The sequence below is a fragment of the Paracoccus rhizosphaerae genome (assembly GCF_026162645.1).
Taxonomy (GTDB): domain Bacteria; phylum Pseudomonadota; class Alphaproteobacteria; order Rhodobacterales; family Rhodobacteraceae; genus Paracoccus; species Paracoccus rhizosphaerae.
Genome location: NZ_JAOTBE010000033.1, coordinates 1 through 13,119 on the forward strand (window position 1 = coordinate 1; position 13,119 = coordinate 13,119).

Here is a 13,119-nt window from a genome sequence, read left to right on the forward strand (position 1 = left end):
TAGGACTTCCAGTTCGTCGTGCGGTAGCGTACAGCCTCAGGGTTGCTCATGCATACACGCTTACCCTACCAGCCAGCCCACGTGAATCCCGCGGCAGGCTGGAGTTTTGCAACAACGCCGAACGCGACCACGACCGATTGTCGGCTTTTCAGCCTTTTTGCCGAAAGACCTTCGCCCCTTGTCAGCACTCTCAAAGCGATTACTTCCGCCGCTAGAGTAACGTTGAGCGTCGAAGTGCAGCTTTGTAGTATAAACACTACCGATCTCGCAGCCATTATTCTTTATCCCCTTGTTTTCATGCAAGGCACGACCCCTTGTATTCGTTCAGGTCAGCTCGGAGGGGCGGGCAATCACACGCTAGGACGGTTTCATGTAACCAGTGCGATCTCGATCAGACCCCGCCACCGACCGGCATTTAGGCCGTACCGGTCGGTGGCTCTACTTTGTGAACAAAACTCGTTGTCTTGATTAGATAAGCGCGGTCAGCAACGCGGCTGTTTCCGGCATCCGCGACAGGCTGGCCTCGATCCGCTCGCGCCAGCGCGGCCCGCGGGCGCGCGCATCCTCCAGCGCCTCGGCCAGGTCGTCGGGACGATCCTCGACCAGCGCTTCGATCAGATAGGCCGCCTGCGCGCGGTCCTTGGCCGATTTCATCCGATCCTCAGCGCGCCTGCGGTCGGCGACGATCAGCTTGTGGATGGCGAAACGCTCGGGCCGCGGCACCTGCACCAGAACCCCGCCGCGATAGGCGACTGCGGCCGGAATGGGATCGGCGATCAGATAGTTCAGGTGATGCAGCGCCTGCGCCTGCACCCCAAGCGCGGGCAGGTCGCGCAGCCCCTCCTCGCCAAAGGCGGGGGTCAGGAACTCGACCAGGGCGTTGCCAGAGGTCTGGCGCCAACGCCAGGTGCGACCCGGCTGCAGGCTGGGAGCCGGGGCGAAGTCGAAATCGGCCAGCACCTGCTGGACCGGCGGCGCCGCCGCGTCCTCCAGCGCCAGCGACAGCCTTTCGAAGCTGGCGATGTCCAGGTCGTCGGTTTGCGCCGTCTGCTCCAGCGACAGGCGCAGGTTCAGCTCGCCCTCGTAAAGGCGGAAGGCGTGGGTGCCGACGACGGTGCCGCCAAGGCGAAAGACCCCCGCCCCGGCCAGTGCCGCCATCAGGCTGCCGTTGGTCGGATCCAGCCCCAGGAAACCCTCGGCCCGCAGCAGTCGGACAAGCCGCGCCCGGTCGCGGCGGCGCTGTTGGGCGGGCGCGCGGTCGTCCCGCAGGGCGACCATGCGGGCCGTCAGCTCGGGGCGGTCCTCGCCCAGATAATGCTTGCGAACCTCGGACCCGACACGAAAGCTGTCATACCAGTAGCCGCGGCCATTGCGCTGGACCAGCGTCGGCGTGCCTCGCAGGTCGCGCAACCCTTCGTCCCGAAGGGAGCGCAGAAGGTCGTGGTAGGCGGCATGGGCAAGGGCGGAGTGGCGTTTCGGCATGGCTATGTTCAACAATCGGAATGTCCGTTGAATACTGTGATGTTCAACAATCGGCAAGTCTGTTGAACAAGGGACGTATGCGCCTCGGCTATTTCCCGCAGCGCGATTCGGGAGTATGCCTGCCGGTCTTGAAGGGGCCTGACGCATGCGGATCGACCTGATCATCTTTGACTGCGATGGCGTGATCGCCGACAGCGAAATCCTGTCGGCCGAGGTGCTGATCGACCAGTTGGCGCAGCTTGGGATCGACATCACGCTGGATGACGTCCGGCGCGATTTTCTTGGCCGCAGCTTCCCCACCGTCGCCGCCAGCATCCGCGACCGCTTCGCCCGCGCCCTGCCCGACGATTTCGAGGCCGGCTATCGCACCCGCCTGCTGGACCGTTTTGCGATCGACCTTGCCCCGACACCCGGGATCGGTCAGGTGCTCAAGGCGCTGACGCGGCCGGTCTGCGTCGCGACCTCGTCCAGCCCGCCCCGCGTCGCCCGAACGCTGCAGCTGCTGGGACTGACCGACCGCTTTGGCCCCCATGTCTTTACCGCCAGCCAGGTCGTGCAGGGCAAGCCCGCGCCGGACCTGTTCCAGTTTGCCGCCGCGAAAATGGGGTGCGCCCCGGATCATGCACTGGTGATCGAGGACAGCGTGCCGGGCCTGCAGGCCGCCCGCGCAGCCGGGATGCGGGCGCTGCACTATGCCGGCGGCGCGCATCTGGCCGGTCACGCCGCGCCCGACGGCGCACGCAGCTTCGCCGACTGGTGCGAGTTTCCTGCCCTTCTGGCGTCGGTCGAGAGGGACGCGGCATGAGCCAAAACCGCTTCACGCCGGAATCGACGCGGCTGGACGACGCGGCCCGTGCCGGCTGGCTTTACTATGTCGCGGGGAACACGCAGGACGAAATTGCCCGCAAGATGGGCGTCAGCCGGCAGACCGCGCAGCGGCTGGTGGCGATGGCCATCAGCGAACGCTTGGTCAAGGTCCGCCTGGACCATCCCATCGGCCGCTGCATGGACCTGGCCGCCGCGCTGCGCGACCGCTTCAACCTGGACATCTGCGAGGTCGCGCCTTCGGACCCCGAAGCGCCCGACCTTCTGACCGGCATCGCCATCGCCGCGGCGGCCGAGCTGGAACGCGTGCTGAAATCGCCGGACCGGCGGATCGTCAGCCTGGGCACCGGCCGGAACCTGCGCGCCATGGTTGAGCAGCTGCCGATCATGTCCTGCCCGCAGCATGTCGTCGTGTCCCGCCTGGGAAACATGATGGCCGACGGCTCGGCCACGCCTTACAACGCGACCATCCGCCTGGCCGAACGGATCGGTGCGCCGCATTTCCCCTATCCCCTGCCCGTCCTGGCCAGCAGCGCGCAAGAGCTGTCGGCCATGCAGCAGCAGCAGGCGGCCCGCAACACGATCGAGCTGTGCGCGAAGGCCGACCTGTCGCTGGTGGGCATCGGCCAAATGGACATGACCGCGCCGCTGCACGTCGATGGCTTCCTCTCCCAGGCCGAGATGGACGAGCTGGCCCAGGCCGGCGCCGTGGGAGAGATCACCAGCTGGGTCTATGATCAGCAAGGGCGCATCATCGACTGCGCGTTCAATCGCCGCGTCGCCTCGGCGCCGTTGCCGCATGACTCGGACCGCCCCATGGTGGCGGTGGCCTCGGGTCTGACCAAGCTGCCGGCGATTCGGGCGGCTCTGGCAGGGCGGCTGATCAACGGGCTGATCACGTCGGAAGCCACGGCCGAGCGCCTGCTGGCATAATTATCGCGTCGTCAGCGGCTTAGCATGATGGGAACATCAGGCCGCGGCTAATCGTTGACAGATTCGCAATGTCGCGCGAAGATATGCCCATCGGCGGGGCAAATGCCCAACCGGCAAGGGAGGACATCATGAACTCGACTTTCCGCGCCCTTCTGGGCGCTACGGCCCTGTGCGCCGTGGGCGGCGCGGCCGCCGCGCAGGATCCCGTGACGCTGACCATCGCCACCGTGAACAACGGCGACATGATCCGGATGCAGTCGCTGACGCAGGACTTCACCGACAAGAACCCGAACATCGCGCTGGAATGGGTCACCCTCGAGGAGAACATCCTGCGGGAACGCGTGACGACCGACATCGCGACGAATGGCGGGCAGTACGACGTGCTGACCATCGGCACCTATGAGGTTCCCATCTGGGCGCGCCAAGGCTGGCTGACGCCGCTGGACGACCTGCCCGCCGAATACGACGTCGATGACCTTGTCCCCGCCGTGCGCGAGGCGCTTTCAGTGGACGGCACGCTCTATGCTGCGCCCTTCTATGCCGAATCGGCGATGGTGATGTACCGCACCGACCTGGCCGAGGCCGCGGGCGTGACCATTCCCGACAATCCGACCTGGACCGACATCAAGGCCGCCGCCGAGGCGATGACCGACAAGGAAAACGAGGTCTATGGCATCTGCCTGCGCGGCAAGCCGGGCTGGGGCGAGAACATGGCCTTCCTGACCGCCATGGCCAACAGCTATGGTGCGCGCTGGTTCGACACCGACTGGAACCCGCAGTTCGACAGCCCCGAATGGAACGAGGCGCTGACTGACTATCTGACGCTGATGAACGAATACGGGCCTCCGGGCGCGTCGTCGAATGGCTTCAACGAGAACCTGTCGCTGTTCCAGCAGGGCAAGTGCGGCATGTGGATCGACGCCACCGTCGCCGCCAGCTTCGTGACCGACCCCGAGGATTCGACGGTCGCCGACAGCGTCGGCTTCGCGCAGTTCCCGAACAAGGAAGGCGTCGACAACCACGGCAACTGGCTGTGGGCCTGGAACTTGGCCATCCCCGCGTCCAGCCAGAAGCAGGACGCAGCCAAGACCTTCGTGGCCTGGGCGACCAGCAAGGAATACACCGACATGGTGGCCGAGGCCGAGGGCTGGCGCGCCGCCCCTCCGGGCACGCGGACCTCGCTTTATGAGAACCCGGAATACCAGGAAGCCGCGCCCTTCGCCGCGATGACCCTGAATTCGATCAATGCGGCGGATACGCAGAAATCGTCGGTCCAGGACATCCCCTACACCGGCGGCCAGTTCGTCGCGATCCCCGAATTCCAAGGTATCGGCACGATGGTCGGGCAGACATTCTCGGCCGCGCTGGCGGGCCAGATGTCGGCGGAAGACGCGCTGGCCTCGGCGCAGTCCGCGACCGCGCGTGAAATGGCCCGCGCGGGCTATCCCAAGTAAGCCGCGCCTAGCGCCGCCCTGACGGGGCGGCGCACCTTCCCCACCGCAAGGACGCAAGCCATGGCCACCCGCCAGACCGCAAGTCTTGCGCGCCTGATGCGCGCACCCGCCATCATCCTGCTGCTGATCTGGATGATCGTCCCGTTGGGGATGACGCTCTATTACTCTTTCCTGAACTACAACCTGCTGAACCCGGCCGGGACCAGTTGGGCGGGCTGGTTCAACTATCGCTATTTCTACACCGATCCGGCCTTCTTCGACGCGATCCGCAACACGCTGGTGCTGGTGCTGGGTGTGCTGGTCATCACCGTGGTGGGCGGCATCGCCATTGCGCTGCTGATCGACAAGCCGATCTGGGGCCAGGGGATCGTGCGCATCCTCATCATCTCTCCGTTCTTCGTCATGCCGCCGGTGGCCGCGCTGATCTGGAAGAACATGATCATGCATCCGTCATACGGCGTCTTCGCCGACTTGGCGCAGGTGCTGGGCATGCAGCCGGTGGACTGGTTCGCACAGTTTCCGCTGACCTCGATCATCGTCATCGTCGCCTGGCAATGGCTGCCCTTCGCGACGCTGATCCTGCTGACCTCGCTGCAGTCGCTGGACGGCGAACAGATGGAGGCGGCGGAAATGGACGGCGCCAGCGCGCTATCGCGCTTCATCCACCTGACTCTGCCGCACATGGCGCGCGCGATCACCGTGGTGATCCTGATCCAGACCATCTTCCTGCTGGGCATCTATGCCGAGATCCTGGTGACCACGAACGGCGGGCCGGGCAACGCCTCGACCAACCTGACCTACCTGATCTATCGCGCCGCGCGGCTGAACTTCGACATCGGCGGTGCCGCCGCCGGGGGCATCATCGCGGTCATCCTGGCCAACTTGGTCGCCATCTTCCTGATGCGCGCCGTCGGCAAGAACCTGGACTGAGGAGCATCACATGGCCCGTGCCGTCTCGTCCCGCGCCAAGGTCGGCTATACCGTCGCCGCCTGGATCGTCGCGCTGCTGATCTTCTTCCCGATCCTCTACACGATCATCACCAGCCTCAAGTCCGAGCAAGAGGCCATCGCCGGCTTCGACCTGATCCCGTCATTCACGCTGGAAAGCTTCCGCGCCGTCCAGACGCAGAACGATTACTGGAAGCCCTTTACCAACTCGGTAATCTTGTCGCTCGGCTCGACGCTTCTGGCGCTGATCGTGGCGATCCCGGCGGCCTGGGCGATGGCCTTTTCGCCCACGAAGCGAACCAAGGACATCCTGATGTGGATGCTTTCCACCAAGATGATGCCCGCCGTCGCCGTGCTGGTGCCGATCTATCTGATCTTCCTCCGCACTGGCCTGATGGACACGCGCATCGGCCTGACCGTCATGCTGATGCTGATCAACCTGCCGATCGTGGTCTGGATGCTCTATACCTATTTCCGCGAGATCCCCGGAGAGATCCTGGAAGCCGCGCGGATGGACGGTGCCACCCTGCGCGACGAGATCGTGCACGTGCTGACGCCGATGGCGGTGCCCGGCATCGCCTCGACGCTGCTGTTGAACGTGATCCTGGCCTGGAACGAGGCGTTCTGGACCATCCAGCTGACCACGACCAACGCGGCGCCGCTGTCGGCCTTCATCGCCAGCTTCTCCAGCCCGCAGGGGCTGTTCTGGGCCAAGCTGTCGGCGGCGTCGGTCCTGGCCATCGCGCCGATCCTGATTTTGGGCTGGTTCAGCCAGAAGCAACTTGTCCGCGGCCTGACCTTCGGCGCGGTGAAATAAGGGGACGACCATGGGACGCATCACCCTGGAAAACGTGACCAAGCGGTTCGGAGATGTCGAGGTCATCCCGCCCCTGAACCTGGACATCAACGACGGCGAATTCGTCGTCTTCGTGGGCCCGTCGGGCTGCGGCAAGTCCACGCTTCTGCGCCTGATCGCAGGGCTTGAGGATACATCCGGCGGGCGCATCCTGATCGACGGTCAGGACGCGACCTCGACCCCGCCGGCCAAACGGGGTCTGGCGATGGTGTTCCAGTCCTATGCGCTCTATCCGCACATGTCGGTCAGGAAGAACATCGCCTTTCCGATGCGCATGGCGGGGGTGCCGCAGGACGAACAGGACCGCCGGATCGAGTCTGCGGCCAAGGCGCTGAACCTGACCAACTATCTGGATCGCAAACCGGGCCAGCTGTCCGGCGGCCAGCGCCAGCGGGTGGCCATCGGCCGCGCCATCGTCCGCGAACCCTCGGCGTTCCTCTTTGACGAGCCGTTGTCGAACCTGGATGCCGCGCTGCGCGTCGGCATGCGGCTGGAGATCAGCGAACTGCACAACCGGCTTGAAACGACGATGATCTATGTCACGCACGACCAGGTCGAGGCGATGACCATGGCCGACAAGATCGTCGTCCTTCAGGCCGGCCGGATCGAGCAGGTCGGCAGCCCGATGGAGCTTTATCGCGCGCCCCGGAACCTGTTCGTCGCAGGCTTCATCGGCAGCCCCCGGATGAACCTGATCGACGGTCCAGCCGCGGCCGAATACGACGCCACGACCATCGGCGTGCGTCCCGAACACATCGCCGTGTCGGGAACCGAGGGCAAGTGGAAGGGCCGCATCGGCGTCAGCGAGCACCTGGGCAGCGACACGTTCTTCTATGTCGAGGACACCGGCCTCGCCGAGACGATCACCGTCCGCGCCGGCGGCGACATCGACCTGCACCACGGCGACACCGTCTGGCTCAGCCCCGACATTGCGCAGATGCACCGCTTCGACGCAAACGGCGACCGGATCGCCTGACACATCCCCGTTCCAGCCCCTGCGCCAGCCGCCGGGGCACCCTGACGAAAGGTCCGACCATGGCCACGCCGCTGACGCAAGCCGCCCTGCCCCACCTGTCCGAAGATGTCGCGCGACCGGCCTATGACCGCGCCGCGTTGACCCCCGGCATCCTGCATGTGGGCGTCGGCAATTTTCACCGCGCCCACATGGCCTGGTACCTGGACCGGCTGTTCCAGTCGGGCCGGGGCCATGACTGGGCGCTGATCGGCGCCGGCGTGCGTCCGGGGGATGCGGCGATGCGCGACCGGCTGCAGGCGCAGGATTGGCTCACGACCTTGGTGGAGCTGGACCCTAAGGGCCTGTCGGCGCAGGTCCTGGGATCGATGATCGACTTCGTCGAGGTGGACCCGGCCGCCACCATCGCGGCCATGTCGGACCCGCGCATCCGCATCGTCTCGATGACGATCACCGAAGGCGGATACTACGTCGACGCCAAGACCGATGACTTCAACGCGACGCATGACGACATGGTCCACGACGCCGCCCATCCCGACGCGCCGCGCAGCGTCTTCGGGATGATCCTGGCCGCGCTTCGCAACCGGCAGGCGGCTGGCGTGCCGCCCTTCACCGTCCTGTCCTGCGATAACCTGCCGGAGAACGGCCATGTCTGCGCGCGCACGGTCACGGGATTGGCGCGGCTGTTCGATCCGGCCTTCGCAGACTGGGTCGCCGCCAACGTGGTCTTTCCAAGCGGCATGGTGGACTGCATCACGCCCGCCACCTCGGACCGAGAGCGGACGCTGGTGCGCGACCGCTTCGGCATCAGCGATGCCGCGCCGGTCGTCTGCGAACCGTTCCGGCAGTGGGTGCTGGAGGACCGTTTCCCGCAGGGCCGTCCCGCCTTGGAAACCGTCGGTGTCGAATTCGTCGAGGACGTCACCCGGCACGAGCTGATGAAGCTGCGGATCCTGAACGGCGGGCATGCGGCCATCGCTTATGCTTCTGCGCTGCTTGGGCACCACTTCGTCCACGACGCAATGGCCGATGACCAGATCGCCGCCTGGCTGCGCGCGGTCGAGACGAAAGAGATCATCCCGACGCTGCAGCCGATTTCCGGCGTCAGCTACGACGATTACCTAGACCTGATCGTGGCGCGCTTTTCGAACCCGCAGATCGGCGACACGATCCCGCGGCTGTGCCTGGACGGGTCGAACCGCCAGCCCAAATTCATCCTGCCGACGCTGCGTGACCGGCTGGCTAGTGGCGGGTCGATCGACGGGCTGGCGCTGGAACTGGCGCTGTGGTGCCGGTACTGCGAGGGCACGACCGAGGCCGGGGCCGAGATCGCGCCGAACGACGACAACCATGCCGTGCTGAAGGCGCATGCCCTGGCGGCGCGAGACAACCCGAAAGCCTTCCTGGACAACCGCACCGTGTTCGGCGATCTGGGCAGCGATGCCACGCTGGCGGCTGCCTTCGCCGATGCCTTGCGCTCGCTGCACGACAACGGCGTGCGGGCAACCCTGGTGGCCTATGTCGGCTGAGCTGGCCTACGGGCGCAGCAGGATCATCGCGATGGCGACGATGACGATGAGGACGACCGGAACGGCAATGGTGCCCAGTGCCAGCCGCGCCCCGGTCTTCTGAGTCGCGCGGTAATAGCTGGCTTCGCTTGCCGTGTCGTTTTCGCCGGCCGCATGTTCCCGGCCGGCCTCGCCCACTTGGGCCTGTCCGGGCGTGACTGGATCGCCGCTCGACGTGTCGACAGGTCCGTGGCTGCCGTGGACGCCAAGGCGCTGGCGGTCACCGTCTGGTCCTTGGTCGTGATGATCGGCTGTCATGATGAAGCCCCTGCTGCTGCGTGACATGGCGCAGTGAACAAGGCAGGCGGCCTTTTGTTCCAGCAGGCGGGGACCCGGCGTCCGACGGCGACGCCGGGTTCCGGGGTGTTATTCCTTGGGGGTGCGCTTGGCGCGCGGCTTGGCGGCGGGCTTGTCTGCCGCGGGTTTGGCTGCGCGCGGCTTGGTGGCGCGTGTCCGCTTCTTGGGGGCGGCGGCTTCGGCGGCGGTATCGTTATCCACCGGCGGTGTCGCGTCCAGGTCGCCCGAGGCCATGTCCGACCGCTCGGCGGCGATCCTGTCGTCGGTCTCGACCGGATTGTCGATCGACGTCACGCCAGCCTCTTCCGGGGAAACTTCGGTTCCGTCGACATCGGCGCCGGCATCGCGCAGTGTCACGGCGCCCTGCGGACCTTCGGCGACCTCTTCGTCGCTGATCTCGGCCTCGGCCCGCATCCAGTGCTCGGACTCGCGGCCCTCCGGCCTGCCTTCGCTTTCCCAGATCTCGTGGGCGCGGGCCCTGATACGTTCGTTTCTGTCCATACGATCCTCCATGTCCTTACTGCCGAACCATTTTCGGTCAGGCTTGTTCCTGCCGCGCCTGGACCAGCGCCACCACGCTCTGCCAAGCCAGCGAGAGCGTGCCCTCCACCGGATCGTCACAGGCGACGACGGCTTCGGCCGTGTCGATACGACGCTGCCACTTTCCCTCAGGAAGTGTAAAGTCGAGGTCATCGCCGGCATTCACGATGATCAGCACGCGGGGCATATCCTCGGATTCGAGCATCAGGCCCAGGCAGCGCTGCTCACCATCCGTCCAATCGCCTTCCGCCATGTCCTCGCCGCGCGGATGCAGCCAGCGGCTGATCGGCTGGCCGGGCTGCGCATCCTCGGGTCCGGCGGCAAAGCGCGAATGCGACAGCCCGACCTCGGCGCGAAAGGCCGCGAGCGCCTGCACGGCATCACGGACGTCGGCCCGGCCCGCATCCCAGTTCAGCCAGCTGATCTCGTTGTCCTGGCAATAGGCGTTGTTGTTGCCGCCTTGGCTGTGGCCCAATTCGTCACCCGCCAGGATCATCGGCACGCCCTGTGACAAGAAGACGGTCGCCAGCATGGCTCGCACGCGGCGCAGGCGGGCGGTGTCGACGGTCTCGTCGTCGGACGGCCCCTCGACCCCCATGTTGTCGGACAGGTTGTGGCCGTGGCCGTCGCGGTTGTCCTCGCCGTTCGCTTCGTTGTGCTTGTCGTTGTAGCTGACCGTATCCCACAGCGTGAAGCCGTCATGCGCGGCCACGAAGTTCACGCTTGACGTCGCCGGACGTTCGCTGTGGTTGAACTGCACGGGCGAGCCGTAAAGACGCTCCGCGATTGGGCCCAGCAATCCCGGATCACGACGCCAGAAGGCACGGGTATCGTCGCGGAACTTGTCGTTCCATTCGCGGAACGGCCAGCGATAGCCACCGACCTGATAGCCGCCGTCGCCCACGTCCCAAGGCTCGGCGATCAGCTTGATGCCCGACAGCACGGGATCCTGGCGGATCGCGTTGAAGAAACTGCCGTCACGTTCGAACCCCTCGGCCTCGCGACCCAAGGTCGAGGCGAGGTCGAACCGGAACCCGTCGACATGCATGACCTGCACCCAGTACCGCAGGCTGTCCATGACCATGCGCAGCACCATCGGATGCCCCATGTTCAGCGTATTGCCGGTGCCGGTGGTGTCGAAGCTGTGCCGCTTGTCATCGGACAGCAGGTAATAGGACGCATTGTCGATGCCTCGGAAGGACAGCGTCTGGCCCAACTCGGATCCTTCGCAGGTGTGGTTGTAGACGACATCCAGAATGACTTCGATTCCGGCCTTGTGGAAGCGGCGGATGGCTTCCTTGACCTCCTGGATCTGGCCGGATTTCAGATAGGGCGCATGCGGCGCGAAGAAGGACAGCGTCGAATAGCCCCAATAGTTCGACAGCCCCTTCTCGACCAGATAGCGGTCGTTGGCGAAGGCGTGGATCGGCAGCAGTTCCAGTGTGGTGACGCCGATCTCGTTCAGATGCTCGATGATCGGATCGGTGGCCAGGCCCTGGAAGGTGCCGCGCAGGTTCTCGGGGACGCGCGGGTGGCGCTGCGTCAGGCCCTTGACGTGACCTTCGTAGATGACGGTCTCGTTCCAGCCGGTGCGCAGTGCGCGGTCGCTGTCCCAGTCGAACTCGGAATCGACGACGACGCCCTTCGGCATGAATGATGCGCTGTCGCGTTCGTCGAAGCTGAGGTCGTCCTGACCGATCGTATAGCCGTGCAGCGCATCGTCCCAGATGATCTCTCCGCGCAATTCGCGGGCATAGGGGTCCAGAAGCAGCTTGTTCGGGTTGAACCGGTGGCCTTCGTGCGGCTCGTAGGGGCCGTGGACGCGATAGCCGTAGACCTGGCCCGGCATGATGCCCGGCAGGAAGCCGAACCAGATGCCGCCCTCCATCTCGGGCAGCGGCAGGCGGTGCAGTTCCTTCTTCCCGGTCTCGTCGAACAGGCACAACTCGACGGCAGTCGCATTTTCGGAAAACAGGGCGAAGTTCGTCCCGTCCCCGAAGAACTCGGCCCCAAGAAGGTCTGATCGCCCCCCGGAAGTGTCGAAGGCAGGAGGGCGGCTGGCGTCACGCATGAAGTCCTCGTCTGTTCAAAGAAAGCGTCGTCTTCGGCGCAAGGGGAAGCCGCGTCGGCCGTTCGGCGGCGCGGCGGTCCAGCATGGGCTGGGTGATCAGGACGGTACCACCCGGGCTGCGGGTGAACCAGCGGGCGTCTTCCTCGGGGTCCTGACCGGTCGTCAGGCCGTCGGGCACGCGCGCGCCGGGGGCGACGATGGTCGCCTCCAGCCGGGCCGAGACCGGGACGATCGCGCCCGGCATCGCGATGCTGCCATGGCCCAGGTACCAGTCCGAGGATACGCCGGCGCGCGGGAGCCGGGCGGGCTGTCCGTTGACGAAGTCAAGCTGCGCCATTCGCAGCGAATCCAGGGTGCCGACATCGCGCCAGTAGCTTTTGCCCGACGGCCCGGCGGGCAATTGCCAGACGGCCGCGACGCCCTGCGCCACTGCAATGGGGATGACGTCATGGCCGAAGTCCAGCGCCTCGACCGGCGAGTCGAACAGCGCCGGGCGCAGCCAGTCCTTCGAGAAGACATAGATGCCCATCGACACCATCGCCCTGTCGGGATGGCCGATCATCGCCGGCGGCTCGCTTGGTTTTTCGAGGAACGACAGGATCCGGCCGGACGCGTCGGCCTGCATGACGCCGAAGGCGCGGGCCTCGGCCAGTGGGACGACGTCGACCGCGACGGTGACACCGGCGCCGTGCGTCCGGTGCGCGGCCAGCAGCGCACCATAGTCCATGTCATAGACGTGGTCGGCTGCCAGGACCAGGACCTCGTCGCCGCTCATCTGCTCGATCTCGGCCCAGTTCTGCCGCAGCGCATCAGCAGTGCCCAGATAGCGGCCCTGCCCGTCCCGCAGTTGCAGCCCACCCCGGTCCAAGTGCCGTCCCCAACGCAGGGGCAGGTGGTCGTGCAGCGTCGCCGGCGCATATTGTGTCGCCACAACCATCCGCCTGATGCCGGACCGGACGGCGTTCGCCATCGCGAAATCGACAATGCGGTTCGACCCGGCGAAGTGGACGGCCGGCTTGCTGTCGCTGGCCGTCAGCTCATGCAGGCGCGTGCCCTTGCCGCCCGCCAGCAGGATCGTCGCCAATTCCAGACCGGGGCCCTGGCCGTGGCGGTCGTCAAGCAGGATGGGGCGAAGGTCGGACTGGTGATGCTTGGCGGGCACGGCAAGCTCC

At 65.9% G+C, this 13,119-nt stretch carries 12 protein-coding genes; 7 read left to right on the top strand and 5 right to left on the bottom strand.

Features of this window, described 5'->3' with window-relative positions:
* Nucleotides 1-468: 468 nt before the first annotated feature.
* A complete protein-coding gene (locus OC184_RS12300) occupies nt 469-1,482 on the bottom strand; it encodes a nucleotidyltransferase family protein (protein ID WP_265507479.1) in 1,014 nt (337 codons plus the stop codon).
* Between the two features lie 145 nt (nt 1,483-1,627).
* Between OC184_RS12300 and OC184_RS12305 the strand changes: the two genes are divergently transcribed.
* The 7 genes from OC184_RS12305 to OC184_RS12335 all read left to right on the top strand — a co-directional run bounded on the left by OC184_RS12305 (nt 1,628) and on the right by OC184_RS12335 (nt 9,000).
* Complete coding sequence (locus tag OC184_RS12305) at nt 1,628-2,287, top strand: HAD family hydrolase (protein ID WP_265507480.1); 660 nt, start codon at nt 1,628-1,630, stop codon at nt 2,285-2,287.
* The gene (locus OC184_RS12310) at nt 2,284-3,240 is read left to right on the top strand and encodes a sugar-binding transcriptional regulator (protein ID WP_265507481.1); all 957 of its coding nucleotides are present in this window, start codon (nt 2,284-2,286) and stop codon (nt 3,238-3,240) included. Before OC184_RS12305 ends, OC184_RS12310 begins: the two co-directional genes overlap by 4 nt.
* Nucleotides 3,241-3,368: 128 nt before the next feature.
* Complete coding sequence (locus OC184_RS12315) at nt 3,369-4,694, top strand: ABC transporter substrate-binding protein (RefSeq protein WP_265507482.1); 1,326 nt, start codon at nt 3,369-3,371, stop codon at nt 4,692-4,694.
* Between the two features lie 60 nt (nt 4,695-4,754).
* Entirely contained in the window at nt 4,755-5,624 is an 870-nt protein-coding gene (locus OC184_RS12320; protein WP_265507483.1) for a carbohydrate ABC transporter permease, read from the top strand.
* Between the two features lie 10 nt (nt 5,625-5,634).
* Nucleotides 5,635-6,459 carry a carbohydrate ABC transporter permease gene (locus OC184_RS12325; protein ID WP_265507484.1) on the top strand — a complete coding sequence of 275 codons (825 nt, stop codon included), beginning with the start codon at nt 5,635-5,637 and terminating at the stop codon, nt 6,457-6,459.
* Nucleotides 6,460-6,469: 10 nt separating this feature from the next.
* Entirely contained in the window at nt 6,470-7,474 is a 1,005-nt protein-coding gene (locus OC184_RS12330) for an ABC transporter ATP-binding protein (RefSeq protein WP_265507485.1), read from the top strand.
* Between the two features lie 59 nt (nt 7,475-7,533).
* Nucleotides 7,534-9,000, top strand: a complete 1,467-nt coding sequence (locus tag OC184_RS12335; RefSeq protein ID WP_265507486.1) for a mannitol dehydrogenase family protein — start codon at nt 7,534-7,536, stop codon at nt 8,998-9,000.
* A 6-nt stretch (nt 9,001-9,006) separates the two neighbouring features.
* On the opposite strand, the gene OC184_RS12340 is transcribed toward OC184_RS12335, so the two are convergent.
* The 4 genes from OC184_RS12340 to OC184_RS12355 form a co-directional block, all read right to left on the bottom strand.
* Entirely contained in the window at nt 9,007-9,297 is a 291-nt protein-coding gene (locus OC184_RS12340; protein ID WP_265507487.1) for a hypothetical protein, read from the bottom strand.
* 108 nt (nt 9,298-9,405) lie between these two features.
* Nucleotides 9,406-9,837 (bottom strand): DUF2934 domain-containing protein, encoded by a 432-nt coding sequence (locus tag OC184_RS12345; RefSeq protein ID WP_265507488.1) that lies wholly within the window; start codon nt 9,835-9,837, stop codon nt 9,406-9,408.
* Nucleotides 9,838-9,874: 37 nt separating this feature from the next.
* The gene (gene glgX / locus OC184_RS12350) at nt 9,875-11,947 is read right to left on the bottom strand and encodes a glycogen debranching protein GlgX (RefSeq protein ID WP_265507489.1); all 2,073 of its coding nucleotides are present in this window, start codon (nt 11,945-11,947) and stop codon (nt 9,875-9,877) included.
* Nucleotides 11,940-13,109 carry a sugar phosphate nucleotidyltransferase gene (locus tag OC184_RS12355; protein WP_265507490.1) on the bottom strand — a complete coding sequence of 390 codons (1,170 nt, stop codon included), beginning with the start codon at nt 13,107-13,109 and terminating at the stop codon, nt 11,940-11,942. Before OC184_RS12355 ends, glgX begins: the two co-directional genes overlap by 8 nt.
* Nucleotides 13,110-13,119 lie beyond the last annotated feature (10 nt).

Excerpts from the sequence above, each read along its gene's own strand:
- OC184_RS12305 (WP_265507480.1), top strand. The coding sequence starts at position 1,628 with ATGCGGATCGACCTGATCATCTTTGACTGCGATGGCGTGATCGCCGAC.
- OC184_RS12320 (WP_265507483.1), top strand. The coding sequence starts at position 4,755 with ATGGCCACCCGCCAGACCGCAAGTCTTGCGCGCCTGATGCGCGCACCC.
- OC184_RS12340 (WP_265507487.1), bottom strand. The coding sequence starts at position 9,297 with ATGACAGCCGATCATCACGACCAAGGACCAGACGGTGACCGCCAGCGC.
- OC184_RS12330 (WP_265507485.1), top strand. The coding sequence starts at position 6,470 with ATGGGACGCATCACCCTGGAAAACGTGACCAAGCGGTTCGGAGATGTC.
- OC184_RS12310 (WP_265507481.1), top strand. The coding sequence starts at position 2,284 with ATGAGCCAAAACCGCTTCACGCCGGAATCGACGCGGCTGGACGACGCG.
- OC184_RS12345 (WP_265507488.1), bottom strand. The coding sequence starts at position 9,837 with ATGGACAGAAACGAACGTATCAGGGCCCGCGCCCACGAGATCTGGGAA.
- glgX (WP_265507489.1), bottom strand. The coding sequence starts at position 11,947 with ATGCGTGACGCCAGCCGCCCTCCTGCCTTCGACACTTCCGGGGGGCGA.
- OC184_RS12325 (WP_265507484.1), top strand. The coding sequence starts at position 5,635 with ATGGCCCGTGCCGTCTCGTCCCGCGCCAAGGTCGGCTATACCGTCGCC.
- OC184_RS12335 (WP_265507486.1), top strand. The coding sequence starts at position 7,534 with ATGGCCACGCCGCTGACGCAAGCCGCCCTGCCCCACCTGTCCGAAGAT.
- OC184_RS12300 (WP_265507479.1), bottom strand. The coding sequence starts at position 1,482 with ATGCCGAAACGCCACTCCGCCCTTGCCCATGCCGCCTACCACGACCTT.
- OC184_RS12315 (WP_265507482.1), top strand. The coding sequence starts at position 3,369 with ATGAACTCGACTTTCCGCGCCCTTCTGGGCGCTACGGCCCTGTGCGCC.